The sequence below is a fragment of the Marinobacterium maritimum genome (assembly GCF_039523155.1).
Lineage (GTDB): Bacteria > Pseudomonadota > Gammaproteobacteria > Pseudomonadales > Balneatricaceae > Marinobacterium > Marinobacterium maritimum.
The window spans coordinates 55,088-80,514 of sequence record NZ_BAAAET010000001.1; the positions used below are offsets into that span (position 1 = coordinate 55,088).

Consider the following 25,427-nt stretch of genomic DNA (forward strand, 5'->3'; position numbering starts at 1 on the left):
CCTTAACCCCAGACACTGCCTTCGGCACCGCCATCCACTTCGATCACCTTGCCGGTGACCCAGCTGGACGCGGGCGTAGCGAAATACAGCGCTGCAGCGGCAATATCTTCCGGCTCACCAATACGCTGCAGCGGGGTGTTTTTGGCCATGGTTTCCAGCATGGCGGCTGGGGCGGCATTCTCCAGCGCGGCGGTGCGGATCGGGCCCGGTGCGATGGCGTTTACACGTACGTCCGGAGAGAAGTCCTGGGCCAGCAGCTTGGTCAGATGTGTCAGCGCGGCCTTGGCGGTGCCGTAGGCGCTAAAGTGCTTCTGGATATAACGTGCGGCGCCGGAGGTGATGTTGATCACGTTGCCGCCGCCGGCCTCGCGCATGTGCGGCACGCAGAGTTGAGTCAGGGCGTAGGCCGAGGTGACGTTGAACTCCAGCACGCTGGCAAAGTCTTCCGGGCTCATCTGCAGCGGGTCGTTGGGGCCGGAGCCGCCGGCATTGTTGACCAGGTGAGTGATCTTGCCCATGCCTTCGACAGCGGCGGCCACCAGGGCTGCGCGCTGGCTCTGGTCATTCACGTCACAGCTGACCGCCAGCGCACGGCGGCCCAGTGCCCGGATCTCTTCGGCCACGGCTTCCACATCGGCCAGAGTGCGGGCCGAGCAGACCACATCGGCTCCGGCTTCGGCATAGGCCAGCGCGATGGCACGGCCCAAACCGCGGCCGGCGCCGGTAATCACGGCGACCTGACCATCCAGGTTGAACTTGTTCAAAATAGACACGGCAACTCCTTGTTCTTATTCAGTCGGCGGTAACGTCAGGCGGAGACAGCCCAGAGATCCGGCAGGCCCGGGTCGGTGCGCTCGATCAGGCGCTTGAGCAGCAGCTTGAGTGCCATGGCATCACCCGGCCCCAATGCCTCGACCACTTCCTGCTCGATCGCCTTGGCCTGGGCGATCTGGTGCAGCGAGGCCTCACGGCCATCCGCCGTCAGGCGATAGCGTCCATCTTCTGTCACGACATGGCCGCCTGAAATCAGCACTTCCATGTCGCTCTGATCGACCGAATAACCGGTATAGGCGATATATTCGTTGATAGCGTCGAGGGTCAGGCGGTCACGGATACAGAGCACGGAAAGAATGAAGAACTGCTCCTGCGCCAGCTTCTGCTCGTCCAGCAGCCCCTTGAGGCGATTGACCATCTGGAAGTGTGCACGGCCGAGCAGGTAGCCGAGCAGGTCTTCGGTGTAGCTGCACTCCGGTGGCGGTTCGCTCTTGGTCAGGCGGACCTCTTCACGGGGCTTGCGGGCGGTCAGGGCGTACTGGCCGCTCTGAAATGCCAGTGGCGGCAGGTCGTTGTGATCAAACCGCAGTACTTCACCGATAAAGATCAGGTGGTCACCGCCGTCATGGACAAAAGCGGTTCGGCACTGGAAACGGGCGGTGCAGGCGGGTAGCAGGGGTGCATCCGTGATGCCATCGTCCAGCTCGAGCCCGGCAAACTTGTCTTCGCCGCGTGAGGCAAAGCGGCCGGACAGCGGCTCCTGCTCGACTGACAGAACGTGCACGTTCCAGTGTTTGGATTCGGTAAACACCGGCAGGCTGTTGGCGTTCTTGGCAAGGCTCCAGAGCACCAGCGGCGGATCCAGAGAAACCGAGTTGAAACTGTTGGCCGTGATGCCAACTGGTGTGCCATCCGCAGCCTTGGCGGTAATGATGGTGACACCGGTGGTGAAGGTGCCCAGCGCCGTACGAAAGGCTTTGCTGTCGAAATTATTATTGGTCATAGTGTGCCTCTGCTGGCCGGTGAGTCTGAGCCGAGTATTGCAGTGGCCACAAGGGGGTTCATCGTCTTAATGGACTAAGATCGGATTGCCGCTGTCGTCCGTCCGGACGAGGTTTTCAGGGGCAATTGGCGGTAGTAATGTGACAGTCATAACAATAAAGAAGGCCGCCTCGGTGGCCGGATGAAACCAAGGAGAAAACGATGGCTGCAGCCGTAACGACCCCCTCCGGTATCCATGCGCTGCTGGACACTCAGCAGCAGGCTTTCAATCGTGCCGGTGCGGTCAGCGCTGAAACCCGCAAGGCGCGCATCCAGCAGGTGATCGATCTGCTGGTGGATCACTGCGATGCGCTTGCTGATGCCATGGGCACCGACTTCGGTGAGGGCGCAAGTGGTGGCCGTCCTCGAGCCTTCTCGATCATGAATGATATTCTGGGATCGCTGGGCTCGCTGAAGCATGCCCGTGACCATCTGGAACAGTGGATGCAGGCTGACCCGCGTACTCCGTTCGCACCCTACGATCAGCTGGGTGGGCAGGCGGAAGTGCTCCATCAGCCCAAGGGCAGTATCGGCATTATCGGCACCTGGAACGCGCCGCTGTTTACCCTTTTCAGCCCGCTGGCCTGTGCACTGGCAGCCGGTAACCGGGCCATTCTGAAACCCTCGGAAGTGGTGCCCCAAACCGCGGCGCTGGTGGCCGAACTGGTCAGTACCCACCTGGACCCTGAAGTGGTTGGCGTGGTCACAGGTGATGCCGAGATCGGTGCTGCTTTTGCCGGCTCTCCGTTCAACCATCTGGTGTTTACCGGCAGCACGGCAGTCGGGCGCAAGATCATGAGTGCAGCGGCCGAGAATCTGGTGCCGGTGACGCTGGAGCTGGGCGGCAAGTCGCCGGTAATCATTGGTCGCAGTGCGGATCTGGATGATGCCTGCCGCCGACTGGCGATCGCCAAGGGGACCAACGGGGGCCAGATCTGTATCAGCCCCGATATCCTCTATGTGCCGACCGAGTTGCTGGAAAATACCGTCAGCTCGCTCAAGGAGCAGTTCCGCAGCTTCTACCCGACGGTCAATGACAACCCGGATCTGGTGGCTGCCGTGAACGATCAGCATCTGCAGCGGGTGGAAGGCTACCTGGCCGATGCCCGGGATCGAGGCGTCCGTATCGAATCCACTCATCCGCAAGCCAGTGACGAGACGCGCAAGCGTCCGCTGCGTCTGGTGATCGACCCGCCTGCCGACAGTCTGATCATGCAGGAAGAGATCTTCGGTTCGGCACTTGTGCTCAAGCCCTACACAGTGCTGGACCAGGCCATCGGTGATATCAACAGCCGTGGCCGCCCGCTGGCACTGTACTACTTCGGCGGGGATGCGGACGAAGAACAGAAGGTGCTGAGCAACACCCTGTCCGGTGGCGTCACCGTAAATGATCTGATGATGCACGCTGCCATGCATGAGGCGCCTTTCGGCGGCGTTGGTGCATCGGGCATGGGCCACTACCATGGCTATGAAGGCTTCCTCGAGTTCAGTCACGCCCGCACCGTCTTCCGCGCACCTCAGTACGATCCCCGTGGCGAATGGGGCATGTTGCCGCCGCATCACGACCAGTTCGAGGCGATGATGCGTGCTCAGGTTACGAAGGACTAATACAGAGGGAGGCAAGCCAATGACAACATTGATTCAATCAACCGAGCAGGGCGTTCTAAGCCTGACCCTTAACCGGGCTGACAAGCGCAACGCCTTTGATCGTGAACTCTATTCGGCACTGACCTCGGCGCTGCATGAAGCGGATGCCAACCCGGACGTGCGGGTGATTCGCCTGGGTGCCGAAGGTGACTGCTTCAGCGCCGGTAACGACATTGCCGATTTCCTGGCCGAGCCGGAGCAGGGGCGCCGCACCGATCCGCCGCTGTACCTGCTGCAGGCGATGCGTGCCTGTTGCAAACCGATCGTGGCCGAAGTGAATGGCAAGGCAGTGGGCATAGGTGCGACGCTGTTGCTGCACTGTGACCTGGTGTATGCCAGTGAGGGTTCGGCGCTGATGTTTCCTTTTGTGGCGCTGGGGCTCTGTCCGGAGGGGGGCAGCAGCCAGCTGATTCCACAGCTGGCTGGGCATGTAAAAGCCTTTGAATGGCTGGTGCTGGGCCAGCCTTGCTCCGCCTCGGATGCGGCCCAGTGCGGCCTGATCAATGCGGTACTGCCGGTTGAGCAGCTGTCAGAGCAGGTGAGCAAAGCGGTTGCGAAATTGGCCGCGCTGGATCCGGACGCGGTACAGCAGTCGCGTCGCCGCCTGCAGCAGGCCTCGGGTGAGCGGCTGGATGCCCTGATGCAGGCGGAGATGGATCTGTTCGAACAGCTGCTGCAGGGTGACGCTGCCCAGAAAGCGTTGAATGCCTTTGTGAACCGCTGATCGAGTAAACCCTCAACAACATAACGGCCGCTCATCGAGCGGCCGTTTTTGTTTGCAGGTTATTGCCAGGGAGAAGACAGGGTCTTAGCAGTGAAGAGCTACTGTGAAGCCCCCAAAAAAAACCGGCCTCATAAGAGGCCGGAAAGTGAAGGAAAAATATTGCTAAGTGCTGTGTCAGAACGCGTACTTCACGCTCAGTGAGATGTTGTCGCGATCGGTCAGCGGTTTCTGTTGCACCGGAATACCGGCATCCGCATCGCCCATGTAGGTCAGATAGTTCAAGCCCACCTGAACACCGGTACGGTGAGTGAAGTCGGCACCAATGCTGAAGCGATGATCGCCTTCACCACCGATACCGCCGGTGATGGTGCGACCGCTGATCTGGTGCGAGTAGGCCAGGGGCACGCTCAGATCCCAGTTTTCGGTAAAACCGGGGTAGCTCAGAGTCAGGCTGCTTGAGAGGGCCAGACCGTGACCGGAGTAGTAGAGCTCATCCGTTTCACTGCCGGGGACACCGTTAATGCCTCGGGCTTCCACATCCATGATGTCGACGTAAGACAGCTCAGCCACCAGCGTAGTCGTATCCGCCAGCCAGGAGCGACCGAAGTTGACCAGTGCGTTTACGTTGGTCTGCATGATATCGGCGCGGGTTGCCGAAGGCAGCGGGCTGCCGAAGAAGCTGGTATTGACCAGCACCGGAGCACCCTTCTTGTAGGTGATTTCACCGGCGATCGACGCCATGCCGAGGCTGGTGGTCATGGTGGCGCCGTACAGCTCGATATCATCGAAATAACGAATGCTGTAATCGGAGCTGAAGTCCGGGTTGATGGTCACTTCCGTCAACGGAATGCGGTCATGGTAGTTGAGGTAGTAGAGGCCCCACTCGGTTTCCAGGCTGGTGCGGAAGCGGGTGCCGATACCCCATTGGCCGGTCTTGTCAGGCTCGATATCGCCACGACGGGTGCCGAAGAAGCAGGGCTCGCCCGGGGCGGCACTCAGACAGGTTGCGCCTTCCCCCACCGCCTCGCTGGTGCTCAGGTAGCTGCCCGGCTCCGGTACCTGGACCGGGTGCCAGTTGTACTGGGCATGGGCCATCAATGACCAGTTCGGGTTGATCTCCAGCTGCATGGAGACCTGATCTTCCGGCAGCAGGATATCCTTGACCTCTACGCCCGGGATACCGGTTTTGGTGCCGTCAGACGGGCCCTGGGCCAGCGACATGCTGGGCATGAACAGAGCCTCACCCCAGGCCACTACGTGCTTGCCGGCGCGCAGGTCGAGGTAGCTGCCGTTGCCCAGCTCGAAGCTGGTATAGCCGTACAGGTCCAGCAGGCGGGTGTAGCCGCCGTGGTATTTCTCGGCGTCATCGCTGAACTTGTCATCCTGATAGACGTCGTCATAGAAGGTACTGGCCGACATCACCAGACCGCTGTTGCCCTTGTGCAGGCGGCCTTCCATCAGCAGTGACAGGCGGTTGGCGGTCAGATCGCCCTGATCAAAATTACGGTTGCCGCTGCTGGTCAGCGTCGAGTCGCGATCTTCCAGCCGGGAGGCCGCGCTGTAGCTGACCGTGCCTTTCCAGTCCAGGGTCAGGCCGTTGCCCATGTCGATGCTTTCACCGGCCTGGGCCTGAGTGGCGATGCCTGCACTCAGGATAGCGAGGGCCAGCAGGTTGGGTTTGAATGCTGTCATGTCATGATCCTCGCGGGTTTAGTGGGCGCGACGGCGCAGAGCGGCCGGCGTAAAGTTGTCGGGTTCCAGGCCGCCCGCATTCAGGATCGGGCCCTTTGCAAGGTCCTGGAACAGGTTGTAGGCCACGTAACCACCGGTGGTCAGGTCATGGTAGAAGCTGGTACCGGCCTGCCAGGCGTCCATATCGTAGGCGTAGTAGTAATTCAGCAATGCGTGGTTCACCAGTTCGCCACGGGTGTCGTAGTAATCGCTGATCACGCCATGCCAGGTGTCCTCGTCGATGTACATCACGCGCTTGCCATACTTGTGGCGGTGGGTGCTCTTCAGGTTGCCCTCAAGTACCCAGACGCGACGCAGCTCGTAGCGCATGAAGGTCGGGTTGGCATGGTTGGGTGTCAGCAGGTCATCGTAGGAAACGCTTTCCTCATGCACGCGGTAGGCGTTGGCCGGAACGTAGATCTCGCGTTTGCCTTTCAGCTCCCAGTCGTAACGCTCGGGTGAGCCGTTCATCAGACGGTCCTGGTCGATGGTCATCTTGCCGGACGTGCCGGCTGCCGGGGTATCAAAGCCGTATTCAGGCAGCTGACGCACGCGACGGGTGCCGGGGTTATAGGTCCAGGCCAGGCGCTGACCCTGGGCGAAGTTGACCGGCTCGATGGATACGGTGCGCTTGCCCTTGTCACGGGTCGGCAGCAGGGTGCCAGTGTCGCTGTAGGCCATGATTTCACCGATCGGTTTACCGATATAATCCGGTGCCGTCACGATATTCAGGCCGTTGTTGAAGGTCCGACCCCAGGTGATTTCACCGCTGGTATTCACTTCGGCCAGATCACGCTGTTCCATCACTTCCGTATAGGCGCGGAAGGGGAAGTTGTGGTTGGCCAGCACCTGCATTGCCTGGTTTTCGCCAGACGGAATCGGGAAGGGAATGGCACCCATCAGTGCCTTGAAGCCCATGCCTTCATCGACCAGCTCGCCTTCGGTGGCATTCTTTTTGGCGACTTCACAGATCTGATCCGGATAGCGGAAGTCACGGCGACCCTGATAGACCGGAATGCGGAAAGTATCGGGGAAGCGCTGGAGCAGGGCGATCTGGCCCTCGGTCAGGTTGTCCTTGTACTGCTTCCAGTTCTGTCCATCGATCGAGAACAGGGGCTTGTCCTGCGGATAGGGGTCAATCGGGTGTTGTCCCACATTGGGGGTGTAGTCGATGCCCGGGGGGGTACCCAGCCATTTGCCGGAGAAGGGCGGAATGGTGCCGGCTTCGTTGCCGCTGGCGACGGCGCCAACACAGGTGAGTTCACTCCCCAGTTTGGTAGCCTCTTGCGGGGAAACCTTGGCATAAGCGGATGCGGACAGTGTCAGTGCGATTGAAGCCGCCAGGGGCTTCCACAGTTGCTGCTTTCTCATCTTGCCTCCAGATGTAACCCGTGCTGTCAAACGAGATGTCTGCAGTGGGTGGCAGTTGGTTTTATTGTTGTTGTTCGCTGATTGTTCTGGAGTTGGCTGGATAAAAAATCGTCTGAAAAGACTAGGCGGATTGGATCTACAGGACGCGTTTTTGCATAAAAAACGGCCTGAAAATCGCTTTTCAGGCCGTTTCGGGTATTAAACAGACGTTAATGTGTTATCTGTCGGTATACGGCTCGATGCCGTTCGGCACATAAACGCCTTCCACCTTGTCGAGGAATTCCGCCTTGCGGTCGCGCGGATTGTAGAACTGCTTGTACCAGATGCGTGCCTTCATGAACGGGCCATCGCTGGGGATGAACATGCCATTGAGGCAGGGCGCCTTATTGGTCCACACCTCGAAATCCTGTGCGAAGGCCAGGCGGCTCGCTTCCTGGAACTGGGCCGCGGCGATCTCGTCTTCGACGGTGACCTTGGCGTTGCCGTTGGGGGATTTCACCAGCAGTGCGTGCCAGACGCGTACGCTGCCATCTTCCACCGGCGTGTGGTTGATCATCAGAATCGACTCGTAATAGCCGGTCAGGTAGGAGATCAGTACACCCGGTCCGTTGTAGGTGGTAATGGTGTGCAGGATCGGGCTGTGGCCATCTTCACCGACCAGGGTGCGGTGCGGGCCGCACTGGCGCTGGATCGCCAGGTGTCCCTTGAACTCGTTCTCATAGCGCTGCACGGTGGAGCCGTGGATCGGGCTCAGGTGACCGTAGTCACAGATATTGTCGACCACTTCCTGCGGGTGCTGTTCCAGCACACCCAGATCGTCGTATTTCCATTGGACCCAGGCCTCGTCATCCCATTCCGGCAATGACGGGTGGTTCCACTCCGGTTCGCCGCCTTCAGGGTCGTGCCATACCCAGATGGCGCCCAGGCTTTCCTTCACGGTCCAGGACTTCACGCAGGCTGTCTTCGGAATCGGGCCGTCGTGGTACGGGATGTCGTCACACTGGCCGTCCGGGCCAAAGCGCCATGCGTGGTAGGGGCAGCGGATGCTGTCGCCTTCGATATTGGTGCCGCCGCCGTCGATGATCACGTAAGAGGTGTCGTTCGGCGCTGCCAGATGGGTTTTCATGTGCGGGCAGTAGGCGTCGAGCAGAACCACCTTGCCGGTCGCGCGACCGCGGTAGAGGGCGAAGTCGCGGCCGAAGAAACGTACAGCCAAAGGCTTGTGGGTATTGATCTCGTCAGAGGTCGCAATCATGAACCAGCCGCGGGGAAAGGCGTAATCACCGAGCCGGTAGTCCTGGGATGTTGCCATGGAGAAACTCCTTGATCTTGTTGTTATCACCCGTCCGATTCTGAATTTCGGCTCGGAACGGGGCATACTCTGTTTGGACGATAGGGGGCATGTGCCTGATCTGCGTCAATGGAGTGCTGATCAAATCAGGCTGGCATCGAGCTGCTCAAGACGGCGCTGGTAAGGCCTGATCGCCAGTGCGTAGAGCAGGGTGGGGATCAGCAGCAGGCAGAGCACGGTGACCAGTGCCCAGCGCAGACCATCGGCGCCCATGCTGCCGGTGTACAGATCACTGAGGGTGCCGGACAGCACGGGGCCGAGCCCGGCACCGATCAGGGTCATGAACAGGTTGACGAAGGCGGCGCCCATGGCGCGCTGTGAACTGGTCAGCAGGTGGCTGACGGCTGCAAAGGTGAGGGTCGGCCACCAGCTCTGGAAAAAGGCGAAACCGGCGCAGAACAGCATGGCGTAAGGGATATTGAAGCTGCCGACACTGAAACTTGAGGTTTGTGGCCAGAGCAGAAAAGCGATCCCCATCGGCAGGCTGATCAGGATGCCCAGCATCGGCAGGAGAAGCTGCCAGCGGGTATTCCGGCGAATCAGGCGATCACAGATCCAGCCGCAGAACAGGGTGCCCAGTATGGCGAACAGGCCGCTGGAGAGGCCAAACAGGAAGCCGGCCTGGGCCAGCGGCATTTCGTAGGTACGCAGCAGAAAGGTCGGCGCCCAGATGCCGAAGCCGTAACCCACCACACCGGTCATCGCCACGCCCGCGCAGAGCAGCACAAAGGCGCGCACTCGGAAGATGCTTTTGATCTGGGGAGCGGCCTTGATATCACGGGCGGCCTTGGCCTGGCGACGCTCCTCTTCGCTGTCGAATACCCCTCGGCCAGGATCGCGCGTGAACAGCCACAGGGTGGCGGCTATCAGCACGCCCGGGATGCCGAAAACGATGAACGTGGTGCGCCAGCCGTAGGTCTGGGCGATATAACCACCGACCACCATGGCGATCAGCAGGCCAACCTGAGGACCGAGCATGAAAATGCTCAGCGCCGTCGAGCGGCGGTGTTTTGGATACAGATCCGAGACCATCGAGACCGAGGGGGCCATGCCGCCGGCTTCACCCACGGCGACCGTCATGCGGGCCAGCAGCAGTTGCCAGAAGCTGGTTGCCAGGCCGCAGGCCATGGTCGCCAGGCTCCAGAGGCCGCAGCAGGTGGCGATAATCTTGCGACGGTCGGCCCCGCGGTCGACCATGCGGCCAAGCGGAATGCCCAAAACACCATAGAGCACGGCGAACGCCAGGCCGGTCAGCAGCCCTATCTGGGTGTCCGAAGCGCCGAACTCCTGCTTGATCGGTTCGATCACGATCGCAATCACGTTACGATCAATAAACGAGAACACGTACACCAGGGCCAGCAGGATCAAGGTGAAGTGACTCCTGAAGGTCACTTTGGGTGGCATGATCGACATGGTGGGCTCCATTGAATTTATTGTTGTTGAGGCCAAGAGTAGCGAGCCGGCAAGTTGCGGCATCGTCCTTTTGGACGTAGTGACTGCAGGGGGGATGGCGTCAGATGAAAGCTGGAACTGCTCTGCCCCTACCACTGCAACAGGAGAGAGCCATGGCGGAACGTGAGATCGAGGCGCAGACCCGCGCCCGCAAGGCGGCTGAACAGGATGCGCTCGAGTATCCCTTTGTGACTCCGGAAGCGCCGGCGGAGGTGGTCGAAGTGGCCACCGGCGTCTACTGGGCGCGCATCGCCATGCCGATGGCGCTGGACCATATCAATGTCTACCTGCTGGCCGATGAGGATGGCTGGTATCTGGTCGACACCGGCCTGAATACCGATACATCGCGTGCCTGCTGGCAGGCGATGGCGGAACGCCATTTCCCGCAGCAGCCGCTGAAGGGAATCATCTGCACCCACTTCCATTACGATCATGCGGGCCTGGCCAGCTGGCTGATGCGCGAGTTCGAGGCACCGCTGTACATGACCCACGGTGAATATTTCACCATGCGGGCGCTGGCCAGCAGCAACTCCGAAGTGAAGGAGGATTCGCAGCGGGCTTTCTTTGTCCGGGCCGGCATGCCGCTGGAAAGATTCGAGAAAATGCTGGGCTCGCACCGGCGTGACCCCTTCGTACCGGACTTTCCGCCCAGCTTTATCCGTCTGCGTGACGGTGAAAGCCTGACCATCGGCGGGCGTCAGTGGCGAGTCGTGACCGGAGAGGGCCACTCGCCCGAGCACGCCTGCCTCTATGCCGAGGATGACCGCATTTTGCTGGCGGGTGATCAGATCCTGCCCGGCATCAGTTCCAATGTGCTGGTCAGCGATGTGGAGCCGGAAGCGGACCCGCTGAGTCTCTGGTTGCGTTCGCTGGACAAGCTGCGCACCCTGGCGGAGGACACCCTGGTACTGCCGGCGCACGGTCGCGTCTTCCGCGGGCTGCACACCCGGGTCGATCAACTGCATGCCCATCACCGGCGTCAGCTTGACGTATTGATGGGCCCGGCGCGGCGGGGGGAAAGCTTCACCGCCTGGGAGGCGATGAGTTGGCTGTTTACTCGCGAACTCAAGTCGATCGAGCTTATGCTGGGGTTGGGTGAGACCCTGGCGCACCTGAGTTACCTGTGTCGAACCGGGCAGCTGCTTCGCCTGCGGGGCGAAGATGGGCTGGATCGTTACAGCGCCCAGTGATTGAATTCGGTTTACAACAATAAGAGTAAGAGGACAAAAGATGAATGCCATTGCGGAACAGGCTGCGGCCGTTCAGGCCCAGCTGACGGCGCCGGGAGCGCCCTTCGAACTGGCCAGCGTCGATACGGAACAGGGGGCCTGCAAGGTATACAAGAATGCCCCGACCAACCTGGTTGAGGTGATTCGGCAGGCGCGCCGTGACGATGACGAATGCTTCATGGTCTATCAGGGCGATCGCTGGAGCTTCCGCCGCTTTTACGCCCATGTGGATGCGCTGGCATCCTGGATGTACGGTCAGGGGATCGAGCCGGGGGACCGCATTGCCATCGCCATGCGCAACCGCCCCGAATGGGTGGCGGTCTTCATCGCGGCGGCGCGCCTTGGCGCCGTGCCGGCACCGCTTAACAGCTTCGGTCTGGGTGAGGAGCTGCGTGATGCACTCGACGGGCTGGATGCGGCGGTGCTGGCCTGTGATACCGACCGCCTGAGCAGAATCGAAACCCACACCATCGCCGAGCAGACGCGCATACTGCTGGTGGGCCCTGTGCCTGAACATGATGGCTATCGCTGTAATGGCTACGACGATGTCATCTCGCGCCCGGTCGGCGCGCTGCCGGATGTGAACCCGGCGCCTGAAGACCCGGCATTGATCCTGTTCACCTCCGGCGCCACCAGCCGGGCCAAGGCGGTCCTGTCCAGCCAGCGGGCGGTCTGCCAGGCGCTGTTCAACATCGACTACATCAGTGCCGTGTCGGCGATGACCTCGCCGGAGGCTCTGGCGCGGGTGCAGAAGATGGCACGGCCGCCGGTGATTCTGACCGCCGTGCCCCTGTTCCATGTCAGCGGCCTGCATGCCCAGTTGCTCACCGCGGTACGGACCGGTCGTCGCCTGGTGTTCATGCACAAGTGGGACCCGAAAACGGCGGTGGAGCTGATGGCCCGCGAGCAGGTCACCCAGTTCAACGGCGCGCCCTCAATGGTGATGCAGTTGCTGCGCGAACCCGAGTTCCACACCGAGGCGGTCAAGGGCGGTCTCGCCGGTCTGGGCTTCGGTGGCGCCGGTCTGCCACAGGGACTGATCGACGAAGTGCTTGACGCTCTGCCGGAACAGCTGGTCGGCATCGGCTACGGCATGACCGAGTCCAATGGTGTCGGGGCCGGCATCTCCGGCGACATCTTCCGTCTGCACCCGACCGCCTCGGGGCTGCGCTCGCCGCTGGTCGAGATACAGGTCCGTGCGCCGGACGGGACGGTGCTGCCGCAGGGCGAGGATGGCGAGATCTGCCTGCGCTCGGTCACGCTGATGAGCGAGTATCTGGGCAACCCCGGCGACACGGCCGAAGCGCTGCGCGATGGCTGGCTGCACACCGGTGACCTGGGTCACCTGGATGAGCAGGGACTGGTCTACATCGTGGATCGCCTCAAGGATGTGATTAATCGCGCCGGCGAGAATATTGCGGCGGCCGAGGTGGAATCCTGCCTGCTGCGCCACCCGCTGGTGCGTGAAGCCGCCGTGCTGGGCGTGCCCGACGAGGAAACCGGCGAAGCCGTGGTCGCGGTGGTGGCGATTCAACCCGGCGAGGAGCTGGAAGAGGCTGAGCTTCAGGCCTTTGTTGGCGAACATCTGGCGTCATACAAGGTGCCCTCGATGATCTCCGTCCAACAGGACAAGCTGCCGCGCAACCCCGCCGGCAAGCTGCTCAAGCAACAGATCAAGAAGCAGCTGTTTCTCTAACATCCTGCTAAGGCAGCGGTCCTTTCTCAAGCGGGAGCCCGGCTGACGGGCTCCCGCTTTCTGCATTTCTCCCCAGCTCGATTTCGATTAGTCCGGTTTGACGATGCCTGCCCCTGTACCCGTTGCGCATCATGGACTGCATGTGCCAATGGGCCCGGCGTACCGCCCCGGCTCGAGGGCTGTTCCGGGTTGAAAATAATAATATGGAGAGTGCAGATGACTTCACAGGCAAACGTCACCGACACCTACGACGTGGTGGTGGTCGGGTCTGGCGCCGGCGCCATGTCCGCCGCGATCTTTGCGGCCGACCAGGGCATGAGTGTTCTTATCGTCGAAAAGAGTGACAAGTACGGTGGCACCTCGGCGTTGTCCGGCGGCGGCATCTGGGTCCCCAACAATCATTTCTTCAAGGCCAGGGGCGGCGAGGACAGCTATGACAAGGCGCTGACCTACCTGAAGGCCTCGGTCGGTGATCAGGTGGACGAAAAACGCCTGCGCGCCTACCTCGATAATGCGCCGAAGATGATGCAGTACCTGCAGGAGAACACCCGCCTCAATTACACCGTGGCCGAGCGCTACCCCGACTACTACCAGCACCTGCCCGGCGCGGCGCCCGGTGGCCGTACCCTGGATCCGGAGCTGTTCGATACCACGGCGCTGGGTGATGAAGTCGAGCACCTGCAGCCGGCATCACCGACCACCCTGCTGCTGGGCAAGATCGGCTGGACCGCACGCCATGCGCACAAGGCGATGGCCAAGGAGCGCGGCTGGCGTCTGATGATCGTCTGGTTGATGCTGCGCTATAAGCTCGATTTCAAGCAGCGCCGCAAGACCAAACGCGACCGCCGTGCCGCACTCGGCAATGCACTGATCGCGTCCCTGCGTGCCTCACTGATGGATCGCAAGGTGCCGCTCTGGCTCAACACCGACTTTAGCGAACTGATCGAAACCAATGGCCGCATCAGCGGGCTGATCGTCAAACGCAACGGCCAGGAGCAGGTGATTCAGGTGCGCAAGGGCGTCATCCTGGGCTCCGGTGGCTTCGAGCAGAACCAGGCGCTGCGCGACAAGTATCTGCCCAAGCCGACCAAAGTGGAGTGGAGTGCCACGCCGCCGGGCCGCAACACCGGTGCCGCGCTGGAAGCCGGTCAGGCGCTGGGTGCTGCCACCGCGATGCTCGACTGGGCCTGGTGGGCACCGACCATCAGTGTGCCGAAGGAAGAGAAGGCCCGCGGCGTCTTTGCCGAGCGTGCCTTCCCCGGCGCCATCGTGGTCAACGGCGAGGGCAAGCGCTTCGTCAACGAGGCCGTGGGCTACCTCGAATTCGTCGATGAAATGTACAAGGACAACATCAAGACCAACGGCAAGACCGTGCCAGCCTGGGCGATCTTCGATGGTCACTTCCGCTTCAACTACGCCATGGGTCCGCTGATGCCGTCGCAGGTGATGCCGGACAGCCGTCTGCCCAAGGCCTGGCACAAGACCGTCTACTGGAAGGCTGACAGCCTTGAGGCTCTGGCCGCCGAGATCGGCGTGGATGCCGCCGGCCTCAAGGATACCGTGGAGCGAATCAACCGTTTTGCTGCCAGCGGCAACGACGAAGATTTCCAGCGCGGCGGCAACGTGTTCGACCGCTATTACGGCGACAGCAACGTCAAGCCCAACCCCTGCCTGGCGCCGATCAAGAAAGGGCCTTTCTACGCCATGCGGATGGATGCCGGTGACATCGGCACCAAGGGCGGCCTGCTGACCAACGAGCGCGGCTGCGTGGTGCGCGAGGATGGCAGCGAGATCAAGGGGCTCTATGCCATCGGCAACTGCTCGGCTTCGGTCATGGGGACCACCTATCCGGGTGCCGGCGCGACCCTGGGCCCGGCGATGACCTTCGGCTATATCGCCGCGCATGACCTGGCGAAGCAGACAACACTGGACAAGGTGGACGCATGAGCAGAGCGAGCGTAACTGAGATCGGCGCACCGCTTCAGGTCGCTTCGGCCGAGCAGCAGAACTGGGATCAGCAGTGTGATGTGCTGGTAGTGGGCTGGGGTGCGGCCGGTGCCTGCGCCGCCATCGAAGCCCATGATCAGGGTGCCGACGTGATTGTCGCCGATCGTTTCCTCGGCGGCGGTGCCAGTGCCAAGAGCGGTGGCGTGGTCTATGCCGGTGGCGGCACCGAACACCAGCAGAAGGCGGGCTTTGCCGACACGCCGGACGCCATGTTCGAGTATCTCAAGCACGAGACCCAGGGCGTGATCAGTGACCAGACCCTGAAGCGCTTCTGCGACAACAGCGTGGCCAACCTGAAATGGCTGGAGGCGATGGGGACACCCTACACCCACAGCATGCCGCCCGGCGGCAAGACCTCTTATCCACAGGATGGCTACTACCTCTATTACTCCGGCAACGAACTGGTGCCGGCCTTCCGTGGCGAGTTGCCGCCTCCGCCACGCGGTCACCGCACCGTGGGCAAGGGGCATGGCGGTGTGGTGCTTTATTCGCACCTGCAGGCCGCCTGTCGCCAGCGCGGTGTCCGCAGCCTGACCCAGTCTGCGGTGCGCCGGCTGGTGGTCGATGCCGACAACCGGGTGATCGGTGCCGAGGTCTGGTCGCTGCCGGCAGGCAGCAAGGCCGCGCAACTGCATGCCAAATGGGGGCAGAAGGCGGAGAAGCTGCAGAACCTGGCTCCGGGCTACTGCAACCGCCTGCGTCAGAGACTGGCCGAGCTGGAGCAGAAACATGCCCAGCCGGTACTGGTACGGGCGCGCAAGGGCGTGATCCTCACCACGGGCGGCTTCATCTTCAACAAGGAACTGGTCAAGCAGTACGCGCCCAAATACCGCCACAACTTCAAGATCGGCGCCACCGGCTGTGATGGCAGCGGCCTGCGTCTGGGACAGTCGGTCGGCGCTGCCAGCAACCACCTGAACAATGTGTCCGCCTGGCGCTTCATCAACCCGCCACAGAAATGGCCCAAGGGGATCGCCGTGAATGCCAGAGGCGAGCGCTTCTGCAACGAGGAGGTGTACGGCGCCAAGCTCGGCTATGCGATCTGCGAAGAGCAGGAGGGCAAGGCCTGGCTGATTCTCGACAAGCCGCTGCGCCGTCAGTCGATCAGCCAGGCGCTGTTTGGCCGCTACTGGTGGTTCCAGTCGGTACCGGCGCTGGCGATGATGCTGCTGGCCGCGAAGAAGGGCAAAACCCCGGCCGACCTGGCCCGCAAGACCGGCATGGAACCGGCCGCACTGGAAGCTTCGCTGCGTGCCTACAACCAGGCGATCGGCAGCGGCCGGCCCGATCCCATGGGCAAGTCGGCCGACTCCTGCCAGTCACTGCATCAGGGGCCTTTCTATGCCCTGGATATTTCGGTCACTTCCGGCGTATTGCCGCTGGGCGCACTGACACTGGGCGGGCTCAAGGTCGATGAAGGCAACGGCCAGGTGCTGTCCGAGCAGGGTGACGCTATCGCTGGGCTCTATGCCGCGGGCCGTAGCGCCGTAGGCATTCCCTCGAATCTGTACGTCAGTGGCCTGTCACTGGCCGACTGTGTTTTCTCGGGCCGGCGTGCCGGCGCGGCGGCGTCGAGTGCGTCCGTCAGTGCCGAACACATGGCAACTCAAGCCGAAACCCGGGCCGAAACCAGAGCCGAAACCAGAGCTTCAGCATAAGGAATCGAATCATGAACAGTTCAATGGACAACAAGGTTGCACTGGTCACCGGTGCCGCAAGCGGCGTCGGCCTGGCCGTGGCGCAGCAACTGGTCGCAACAGGTGCCCGTGTGATTCTCACCGACCTGCAGGAATCCCGTGGCCGTGCGGCCGCCGAGGAGCTGGGCAAGACCGCCCGTTTCATGACCATGGATGTGGCCGATGCCGATGACTGGGACAGCGTGATCAGCAGCATCCGCGAGCAGGAAGGCCGACTGGACGTGCTGGTCAACAATGCCGCCATCCTCAAGCCGGGCACCATCGAGAACACCTCCTACGAGGACTGGCAGCTGCTGCACCGGATCAACTCCGACAGCGTTTTCCTCGGCTGCCAGAAGGGGCTGGAGCTGCTCAAGCAGCAGGGCGGCGCGATCATCAACGTATCGTCCATCGCCGCACTGGCCGGGCGAGCCGATTACCTGGCCTACAGTGCCTCCAAGGGCTCGGTGGCGGCGATGACCCGCGTGGTGGCGGCACACTGCCGTCAGCAGAAATACCGCGTGCGCTGCAACTCGGTACACCCGGACGGCGTGCTGACGCCGATGACCCGGTCGTCCTACCCGGAAGGGATCGACCCGGTCAATTTCACCATCGACAAGGACCCGATGAACCGCATGTGCCAGCCGGAAGATGTGGCCGCTGCCGTGGTGTTCCTCGCCTCAGACGAGGCGCGAGCAATCAACGGCATCGAGCTGCGCGTGGACAGCGGGCAATTCATCATGAGTATCTGATATGACCAGCATGCAAACACAACTCGACATCCCCCTGATGGCACAGACTACACCGGAACTGGTTTTCCAGGCCTCGCGCCGTTTCGCCGGGCGTATCGCCATCGAAGACGGCGGCGAACAGATCGACTACGCCGATCTCTCAAGCCGCGTACTGGGCGTGGCCCGCAGCCTGATGCAGCTGGGCGTTCGCCCCGGCGATCGGGTGGCGGTCTGGGCGCCCAACTGTGCTCGCTGGATTCTGGCCACCCTGGGCCTGCAGATGGCCGGCGCCGTGCTGGTGCCGATCAACACCCGCATGAAGGCCGCCGAAGCCCGCGACATCATCACGCGCAGCGGCAGCCGCATCCTGTTCTCGGTGGGTGACTTCCTCGACACCGACTATCCGGCGCTGCTGACCGAGAGCTGCGCCGACCAGCTGGACATGACCATCGTCATGAGCCCGCGTCAGGGTGCACCGCTGGCCAACAGCCTGGAGTGGGATGCCTTTATCGAGCAGGGACAGATGGTCAGCGAGTCCGCTGCACGGGTGCGAGCCGGTGAACTGACTGCGGACAGCCTGTCCGACCTGATGTTCACCTCCGGCACCACCGGCAAGCCCAAGGGCGTGATGAGCACCCACGGTGCGGGCCTGCGCGCCTTTGCCGAGTTTGCGCGCACCCTGGGGCTGATGCCGGGCGACCGTTTCCTGATCGTGAACCCCTTCTTCCACACCTTCGGCTACAAGGCCGGCTGGCTGTGCAGCCTGATGTGCGGCGTTACCATCCTGCCGCATCCGGTGTTCGATGCCGATGAGGTGCTGGAACGGATCGAGCGCGACAAGGTGTCCGTACTGCCGGGGCCGCCGACGCTCTACCTGTCGCTGCTGGCCCACCCGCAGCTGGCGCAGAAAGACCTGAGCAGCCTGCGCGCGGCGTCCACCGGCTCCTCGTCCATCCCGCCGATCCTGATCGAGCGGATGCGCAACGAGCTGGGCTTCAAGGTGGTCACCACCGCCTACGGCCTGACCGAGTGCAGCGGCATCGCCACCATCTGTGACCCTGATGATCCTGCCGAAGTAATTGCCGGCACCAGCGGCAAGGCGATTGCCGGCACCGAAGTGGCGATCTTCGATCAGGACGGCCAGCAATTGGGGCCCAACGAGGACGGCGAGATCTGTATCCGCAGCCCCAACATCATGCTGGGCTATTACCAGAACAAGGAAGCCACGGCTGAAGCGATCGACGCCGACAACTGGCTGCACACCGGTGATGTCGGCTCGCTGGACGAGAACGGCTATCTGCGTATCACCGGGCGGCTGAAGGACATGTTCATCGTCGGCGGTTTCAACTGCTACCCGGCCGAGATCGAAGCCGCGCTGGTCGAGCACCCCGAAGTGGCCCAGGCCGCCGTGATCGGCGTGCCGGACGAGCGCATGGGCGAGGTGGGCTGCGCCTTCATCGTCAAGCGCCACGGCAGCAGCCTCGATGAAAAGGGGCTGATCCAGTGGTCGCGCGAACAGATGGCCAACTACAAGGTGCCGCGCCAGGTGCGTTTCGTCTCGGCGCTGCCGGTCAACGCCTCCAACAAGGTGGACAAGCTGGTACTCAAGCGTGACTACGCCGAAGCCTGACTATTACGAGGGCTGAGGCGCATCCACAAGGGCTGGTGACATCTGTTCACCGGCCCTTTTTGCTTTAAAAGCCGGCACGGACAACACAACAACAAGAAGGAGCAAACCATGAATGAAGCCGCCAACGCTAATGCCAATCCTCGCGTGGCCCTGGTCACCGGAGCCAGTCGTGGCGTCGGCCGTGGCATCGCCATTGCGCTGGGCGAGGCGGGCATGACCGTCTACGTGACCGGGCGTTCCGCCACCCGCAGCGAGATGACCCTGCACGGACAGCCCCTGCCCGGAACCCTGGCCGAAACCGCCGATGCCATTACCCAGGCCGGTGGCACCGGCATCGCCGTGCCCTGTGACCACGCCGACGATGCCCAGGTACAGGCACTGTTTGAACAGGTTGCGCGAGAGCAGGGCCGACTCGACCTGTTGGTCAACAACGCCATCGCACTGCATGAGAACCTGATCGACCCCGGCCCCTTCTGGAGCAAGCCACTCGATATGAGCGCCATCCTCGATGTGGGCCTGAGATCCTCCTACGTGGCCAGCTACTACGCCGCGCCGCTGCTGCTGAAGAGCGGCCGAGGGTTGGTCGCCTTTACCTCGTCCTATGGTGCCGGCTGCTACATGCACGGCCCGGCCTATGGCGCCCAGAAGGCCGGTGGCGACAAGATGGCCGCCGATATGGCGGTGGATTTTGAAGGCACCGGCGTGGCCTGTGTCTCGCTCTGGCTCGGCCCCCAGCGCACCGAACGCTCCTCCATCGCAGCAAAGGCGCGCCCCGATGCCTACGGTGACATCATGCAGAACGGCGAAACGCCTGAGTTCAACGGCCGGGTAATCCTTGCGCTGCTGGACGATCCTGAGCTGCAACGCCTGTCCGGCCAGACCCTGATCAGTGCTGAACTGGCACAGAAATACGGCATCACCGATGCAGGCGGCCGCCAGCCGCCATCCTTCCGCCGTCTGCTGGGCGCACCGCTGAGCTTGCACCCGGCACGGATCGACTGAGCAGCACCCGTTAACCACCATCCGTCAACCAACAGCCGTTACCCAACAACAGGAATAGGGAACAATCATGATCAGTGCACAACAGGTACGGGACACCATGACCCGCTATATCGAACTGGTAGATGCAGGTGATGTGGAAGGCATTGTGGCGCTTTATGCCGAGGATGCCGTGGTCGAAGACCCGGTCGGCGAGCCCGTCCACGAAGGTATCGACGCCATTGCTCGCTTCTACCGTGAAGGAATGGGACAGATGGAGATCAGTGCTCGACTGGAAGGACCTGTACGCGCCACCGACAGCGGTTGGGGGGCTGTGCCGTTCCGGGTGGAAGTCCTTGGTGGCGAGCAGCCAGGGTACATTGAAGTGATCGATGTGATGGAGTTCAACACCCAGGGCCAGATCTGCTCGATGAAAGCCTATTGGGGGCCGCTCAACTTCATTGCGGACCCGCAGCCATGACCCTGGAACAACGCATCGCCCGCATAGAGGCGCTGGAAGCGATCCGCCAGCTCAAGCACCGCTACCTCAATGCCTGTGACTTGAAGGAAGTCGAAACTATCCGCGACTGCTTCGCCGCAGGCGAAATCCGGATCGACTACGGCCCCATCGGCTGTTTCAGCGATCGCGACAGCTTCGTGGAACTCTACCAGCGCCTGGCCTGCCACGAACGGGTAAAAGACCTGCACCATGGCAGTAACCCCGAGATTGAGCTGATCAGCGAAGACGAAGCGACTGGCCGCTGGGGACTGTTCTATTTCAATCTGGATGCCGAAACCGGTGCGACCCTGCAACTGGGTGGGGTCTATTACGACCGCTATCAGCGCATTGATGGCCAGTGGAAGATCCTGGCTACGCGGTTTGAGCGGCTGCAAGACCTGGTATCCCACGCTGTTAGTTGATTACAGCAAGGCCGGTGCCAGCACCGGCTATTTCCTGTGTGTAAAAGCCCAAGTAATGTCTGGAAAAGTAGACGCTAATGGGGCAGGATTGAGGCTTAAAGGATTCAAGGTTATGCGGACAGCGCATGGCCAACTACATATGTACGCCTGATCATTTTCAACGGAAGGGAGATGGAAGCGTTGTCTTACCTTATAAATACTTCATTTCATAGCTTGTTTCTGTCTCTCACAGGCCTATGTGCTGCCTGCAAGCGAGATGTGTACCAAAGCGTCCATATGATTATCAGGGGTGTACCCGTTTAGTGACTCGGCTCTGAGAATAATATCTTTTTGCTCGGATGTCTTGGTACAGAGTCCAGGTTTTTCAAAGAGTTATCCGGTGCTGAGGATAACTAAAAGGTATACCCGATAATAATTATTATGAGGTCGAAGACAGTCATTAACAGACTGTTAGATGAAATCACTCATAAAAATTTTGGAGTATTAATGAGTAACGAAAATAAAGATTATAAGCTATATGGTTGGCTGATCTTAATATTGATGGTGGTTCTAATTGGCGTATTTCTTGATTTTCAAGGAAATAACTATGCGGTTACATATGAAAGTGTAGAAGTCGCAACTGGTCCTAATAAAACAGAGCACAAAACAGTCGTGGTTGTTCCTGCGGCGGTACAAATATATAAGTTAATCGCAAATTTCTTTTATGGGTTGGCAGTTGCTCTATTTGCAACGATATTTGTTGCTAGAAAGCTAGAACAGGATCAAAAAGAAAAGCATGAAAAAGAGCTTGGAAAGCTCAGAGAAGCGGTCAATGTAAACGTATTTGATGCTTTATTTAAAACTCTAATTCCAGAAGAAATATTTCAAATTGTTAAAACAGAAATTATTGAAAATAAGGCAATACGAAAAAAGGCACATTGGACTTTTGTATTTTCGGAGGAAAATGGAAAAATCAAGATGACAGCTACTAATCATTATGAATTACATAATGTCAGTAAGGAACCTGTCTCTGATCCCGTGAAAATCAGTATGGAACCATTGTCTTCTGAAAATCAAGAAATTGAAAAAGCTCAATGCCTATCAAGTGACGGTACAGCATTGATTTAATATGATCCAAGCAATGTATCAAACAACAAGAATATAAAGATTGATGATCTTGAAAATGGCGGTAAGTTAGTTAGCTATACCGTAACGGTTCCGTCAAATGATTATATTGAGTCAACCTTTGAATATTCAACAGTTTTTTCTGACAAAGTATATGACTGTCAGCATACAAAATATCCAATAATTGATTTAAATGTTAATGCAGTATTTCCATCTGGCTATCGATTTACGGTGTATCCATCGTTATCTAATGATCTTAAAACGATATCAGAAGGCGATACACACAAAAATTTTAAAGTTGAAGGTGGGGTCTTACCTCGACAAGGTATTATCTATACTTTAGAGAAAATCAGCTAACAGGTGACTGTGGTGTCCAGCATAAATAATCAGGCTGTTTTTTGACGCCAGAGTTCTTCGTTTTTTAGCATGGTATTGAGCACTACAATGAGCTTGCGCATGCACGCGATGATGGCCACTTTGGGTAACTTCCCCTGGGCTTTCAGGTGCTCGTAGAAGCGTTTGAAAACGGGGTTACATTGGATGGATGACAGCATCGCCATGAACATGACGGTGCGGATGCGGTGACGGCCTCCACTGATGCGCCGCTTGCCACTCCAGGTACCGCTTTCGCGGTTCATGGGCGCGACACCGACGAGTGCAGCGATCTCTTTGTGGTTGAGTTTGCCGAGTTCTGGCAGCTCGCTGAGCAGGGTATAGGCGAGGGCTTTTCCAACGCCGGGTACACTGGTCAGGATCTCGGTTTTGACACGCCAGTGCTTGACCTGCATAACCGCTTCATCAATCTGTTTGGTGATGGTACTGATTTGGGTTTGTAACGAGCGCAGCAGTGTTTTGATGGAACGATGTAGGGCTTTGGGCAAGATCTGGAGTCGGTTTTTCTCCATGGTTTGCATCTCAAGCAGTTGGCTGCGGCGAATGAGTAAGTCCTTGATCAAACGGGATTGTTTATCAGGGATAGGTTTAATTTTGGGCTGTATGGTAGCGGCAAAACGGGCGATGACACTGGCATCGATCTTGTCGGCTTTAGCCAGTACGCCAATGGCTTGGGCATAGCGCCTGATGCTGATTGGGTTTACCACGACAATGGGAAGATTGGCCTGGTCACAGGCAAACACGAAAGCGTGTTCATAGCGCCCTGTGGCTTCAACCACGATGCGTTCGATGTTGCGTTTCTTCAGCACGTGAACGACCTTGAGAATACTTTCCTCGTCATTCGAAATTTGGAAATGGAGGTCCAGCGGGTGCAGGACGATATCGAGTTTGGATTTGCCGACGTCTACGCCGACGTTGATGTTGATTTGGCTTTCCGTGTTCATGGTAATAAGCTGACTCTGCCTTGCTATGCGGGCTCGGGGCCCCGATGACTGTTCGAGTTATCGCTAAAGAGTCATGCAGCGCTACACACTTGTTATCGGTCTCTCGCAAGAGGGGCCGGCGCTACACCGAGCTGCTGCATGAAGGCCCTCAATGGCCGTTGAGGGTGGGTCCCAATTTACCCGGAAAACACACGGAATTATCCATACAAGGCCAGCCAGAGGGACAGCCAAACCGCTGCGCGCTTTGTCTGCCCCTGCTGGCAGCGTTGTACCTAAGGAGCTAAATTACATGGAAGTCTCAAAAAATGGTTTCTAATCCGAGGATTCTAGTCGTTGGGGCAGGCGCGGGCGGATTGGCTTTTGCCTTAGAGTGCGCAACTCGTGGGACTAAAGTCAGGATCATTGATAAACGCTCGGGTCGATCAGTGATTGAGAAAGCAACCGGTGTGGCCGCTGGTGTTTGGGAGCAGTTGTCCAAATTCGATATATCACCCAAAACTGTCGAAACGGCAATTCCGATGAGAAATTTTGCCTTTTACGATGATGGTGAATTAGTTGCGAATGTGCCGGTTCCGCTAATTGAAGATAACCCACCAGCGTATCTCTACCCACAAGGTGAACTTGAAAGACATTTGGAAAAAGCTCTTTCCATAAGAGGTGTAGACGTTGAGTACGGCACGGAGTTTCATTCATACGAAGAAAGCAACAGTTCCATTTGTGTAAAAGCTCAGACTAAAGGTGGCGAATCATTTGCATTGGGCGCTTACGATTGTGTTATAGGGGCGGATGGTGCGCACAGTGCTGTGAGAGAAGCTGCTGAAATACCGTTTGTTGGTCGTAATTATCCTGGGAATTGGTCAGTTGCTGAAATAACCACAACTGAATGGCCTGAAAATGTGCAAGCACAGCTTTTTCTTCAAACGAATGGAGAGGGACTGTTTCTCTCTCAGCCTGCTCCTGGTCTAGTTCAAGGGATTCTTAACGGTGAAAATGCTGCTCAGCAACTCACAGCACTATTCACTGATGCTGAGCTTCGCTATGAGCGCCATTTCAATGTTGCGCTGAAACGAGTCCGTACTCCTAAAAAGGGGCGCATTTGGTTAATCGGTGATGCAGCTCATGTTCAATCCCCAGTTGGTGGTCAAGGACTTAACCTTGCAATTTGGGATGGCGTCACTCTTGCAGAAGCTCTGCTAACAGGTGATTCCAAGGTCGAGACAATCCTTGCGAAAAGAGCTCGAAGAGTCCTTTTATTTACTGATTTCGATTACAGAATGCTGTCTACTCAGAGCCATGTTATTCGAAAGGCAAGGAACAAATACTGGGAGTGTGCCGCAAAGCATCCGTCATTGGCTAGATGGTTCTTCAAAATCATATCGGGTATTTGGTAGTACAACAATCGTCATATTGAGAATGAAGAAGTATAGTAAGGTAATAAAAGTCGCCCCGGCCCTAAGAATATTTACCGGAAGCAAAAAGCTACGTATTTCTGTCCATTTATTCTGTCGTTATGCATCAGATTCTAAGTATGAAAAATAGATAAGGTATTAAGTTATCGGAGAGGGAAAAAAAGAAAATCCAGACTGCTCGAATATTCCGTCTCTTATATGTCGAATACAAAGTGGATAAATTTATTCTCGTCAATAGACCCAATTGAGCATTTTTTAAAGGGCTCAAACTGGATGTTAACTTGGAAGGATGAATGATACATGAAGATGGCGTACCAAATTCGAAGGACGTTGCACAGAAGGACTTAGTCGATGGTCAGTTCTACTATATCGCTTACGATGATATCGTATGGGTAGAATTAATTACAAACGAGCAAGACACCATTATTAACTATTTTTCTAGTATTTCAAAATTCGAAATGGTAGTAACAAAAAATGGAATCAAGGTTTATGGGTAAAAATTAAACTCATGACTAGTCTTCAACGCTGACTTTGCATGCTATGCGACTTCTTGGGTGGCAGCGCCACTTTACCCCCAAAAGTCGCTCCGTACGCAATGCAGGTTACCCGGTGTTAACT

At 58.7% G+C, this 25,427-nt stretch carries 19 protein-coding genes and 1 pseudogene; 13 read left to right on the forward strand and 7 right to left on the reverse strand.

Features of this window, described 5'->3' with window-relative positions:
- Positions 1-2: 2 nt before the first annotated feature.
- Both ABD013_RS00260 and ABD013_RS00265 read right to left on the reverse strand, forming a co-directional pair.
- Positions 3-773 (reverse strand): glucose 1-dehydrogenase, encoded by a 771-nt coding sequence (locus ABD013_RS00260; RefSeq protein ID WP_343800495.1) that lies wholly within the window; start codon positions 771-773, stop codon positions 3-5.
- A gap of 35 nt (positions 774-808) precedes the next feature.
- On the reverse strand, positions 809-1,777 hold the full coding sequence (locus ABD013_RS00265; protein ID WP_343800498.1) for a flavin reductase: 969 nt from the start codon (positions 1,775-1,777) through the stop codon (positions 809-811).
- A gap of 197 nt (positions 1,778-1,974) precedes the next feature.
- Here ABD013_RS00265 and ABD013_RS00270 point away from each other — a divergent pair.
- Both ABD013_RS00270 and ABD013_RS00275 read left to right on the forward strand, forming a co-directional pair.
- Positions 1,975-3,423, forward strand: a pseudogene (locus tag ABD013_RS00270) (coniferyl aldehyde dehydrogenase); the annotation flags it as partial.
- Between the two features lie 19 nt (positions 3,424-3,442).
- The gene (locus tag ABD013_RS00275; RefSeq protein WP_343800501.1) at positions 3,443-4,186 is read left to right on the forward strand and encodes an enoyl-CoA hydratase-related protein; all 744 of its coding nucleotides are present in this window, start codon (positions 3,443-3,445) and stop codon (positions 4,184-4,186) included.
- Positions 4,187-4,360: 174 nt separating this feature from the next.
- Here the strand turns inward: ABD013_RS00275 and ABD013_RS00280 are convergent, their stop codons facing one another.
- The 4 genes from ABD013_RS00280 to ABD013_RS00295 all read right to left on the reverse strand — a co-directional run bounded on the left by ABD013_RS00280 (position 4,361) and on the right by ABD013_RS00295 (position 10,052).
- Complete coding sequence (locus ABD013_RS00280; RefSeq protein WP_343800504.1) at positions 4,361-5,878, reverse strand: DUF1302 domain-containing protein; 1,518 nt, start codon at positions 5,876-5,878, stop codon at positions 4,361-4,363.
- Positions 5,879-5,896: 18 nt separating this feature from the next.
- Entirely contained in the window at positions 5,897-7,288 is a 1,392-nt protein-coding gene (locus ABD013_RS00285) for a DUF1329 domain-containing protein (RefSeq protein WP_343800507.1), read from the reverse strand.
- Positions 7,289-7,505: 217 nt separating this feature from the next.
- Entirely contained in the window at positions 7,506-8,600 is a 1,095-nt protein-coding gene (locus tag ABD013_RS00290) for an aromatic ring-hydroxylating dioxygenase subunit alpha (RefSeq protein WP_343800510.1), read from the reverse strand.
- A 120-nt stretch (positions 8,601-8,720) separates the two neighbouring features.
- On the reverse strand, positions 8,721-10,052 hold the full coding sequence (locus tag ABD013_RS00295; protein WP_343800513.1) for a spinster family MFS transporter: 1,332 nt from the start codon (positions 10,050-10,052) through the stop codon (positions 8,721-8,723).
- Between the two features lie 152 nt (positions 10,053-10,204).
- Between ABD013_RS00295 and ABD013_RS00300 the strand changes: the two genes are divergently transcribed.
- From ABD013_RS00300 to ABD013_RS00345, 10 genes are all read left to right on the forward strand, one after another.
- Positions 10,205-11,281, forward strand: a complete 1,077-nt coding sequence (locus tag ABD013_RS00300; RefSeq protein ID WP_343800516.1) for an MBL fold metallo-hydrolase — start codon at positions 10,205-10,207, stop codon at positions 11,279-11,281.
- A 40-nt stretch (positions 11,282-11,321) separates the two neighbouring features.
- Positions 11,322-13,016, forward strand: coding sequence for a class I adenylate-forming enzyme family protein (locus ABD013_RS00305; protein WP_343800519.1), 1,695 nt, complete (start codon positions 11,322-11,324; stop codon positions 13,014-13,016).
- A gap of 216 nt (positions 13,017-13,232) precedes the next feature.
- Positions 13,233-14,963, forward strand: coding sequence for an FAD-dependent oxidoreductase (locus tag ABD013_RS00310; RefSeq protein ID WP_343800521.1), 1,731 nt, complete (start codon positions 13,233-13,235; stop codon positions 14,961-14,963).
- Positions 14,960-16,681: an FAD-binding protein gene (locus tag ABD013_RS00315; protein WP_343800524.1), complete on the forward strand. Its 1,722-nt coding sequence runs from the start codon at positions 14,960-14,962 to the stop codon at positions 16,679-16,681. The genes ABD013_RS00310 and ABD013_RS00315 overlap by 4 nt, the downstream gene beginning before the upstream one ends.
- A gap of 11 nt (positions 16,682-16,692) precedes the next feature.
- The gene (locus tag ABD013_RS00320; RefSeq protein WP_343800527.1) at positions 16,693-17,451 is read left to right on the forward strand and encodes an SDR family oxidoreductase; all 759 of its coding nucleotides are present in this window, start codon (positions 16,693-16,695) and stop codon (positions 17,449-17,451) included.
- A gap of 1 nt (position 17,452) precedes the next feature.
- Positions 17,453-19,060, forward strand: a complete 1,608-nt coding sequence (locus tag ABD013_RS00325) for a FadD3 family acyl-CoA ligase (protein ID WP_343800530.1) — start codon at positions 17,453-17,455, stop codon at positions 19,058-19,060.
- 108 nt (positions 19,061-19,168) lie between these two features.
- Complete coding sequence (locus tag ABD013_RS00330) at positions 19,169-20,062, forward strand: SDR family NAD(P)-dependent oxidoreductase (RefSeq protein WP_343800533.1); 894 nt, start codon at positions 19,169-19,171, stop codon at positions 20,060-20,062.
- Positions 20,063-20,129: 67 nt separating this feature from the next.
- A complete protein-coding gene (locus ABD013_RS00335; RefSeq protein WP_343800536.1) occupies positions 20,130-20,519 on the forward strand; it encodes a nuclear transport factor 2 family protein in 390 nt (129 codons plus the stop codon).
- A complete protein-coding gene (locus ABD013_RS00340) occupies positions 20,516-20,959 on the forward strand; it encodes a nuclear transport factor 2 family protein (protein ID WP_343800539.1) in 444 nt (147 codons plus the stop codon). The genes ABD013_RS00335 and ABD013_RS00340 overlap by 4 nt, the downstream gene beginning before the upstream one ends.
- A gap of 486 nt (positions 20,960-21,445) precedes the next feature.
- On the forward strand, positions 21,446-22,066 hold the full coding sequence (locus ABD013_RS00345) for a hypothetical protein (RefSeq protein ID WP_343800542.1): 621 nt from the start codon (positions 21,446-21,448) through the stop codon (positions 22,064-22,066).
- 383 nt (positions 22,067-22,449) lie between these two features.
- Here ABD013_RS00345 and ABD013_RS00350 read toward each other — a convergent pair whose 3' ends face one another.
- Positions 22,450-23,400: an IS110 family RNA-guided transposase gene (locus ABD013_RS00350; RefSeq protein ID WP_343800545.1), complete on the reverse strand. Its 951-nt coding sequence runs from the start codon at positions 23,398-23,400 to the stop codon at positions 22,450-22,452.
- 305 nt (positions 23,401-23,705) lie between these two features.
- Here ABD013_RS00350 and ABD013_RS00355 point away from each other — a divergent pair, with 305 nt between their 5' ends.
- Positions 23,706-24,791: an FAD-dependent oxidoreductase gene (locus ABD013_RS00355; RefSeq protein WP_343800548.1), complete on the forward strand. Its 1,086-nt coding sequence runs from the start codon at positions 23,706-23,708 to the stop codon at positions 24,789-24,791.
- The last annotated feature ends 636 nt before the right edge of the window (positions 24,792-25,427 follow it).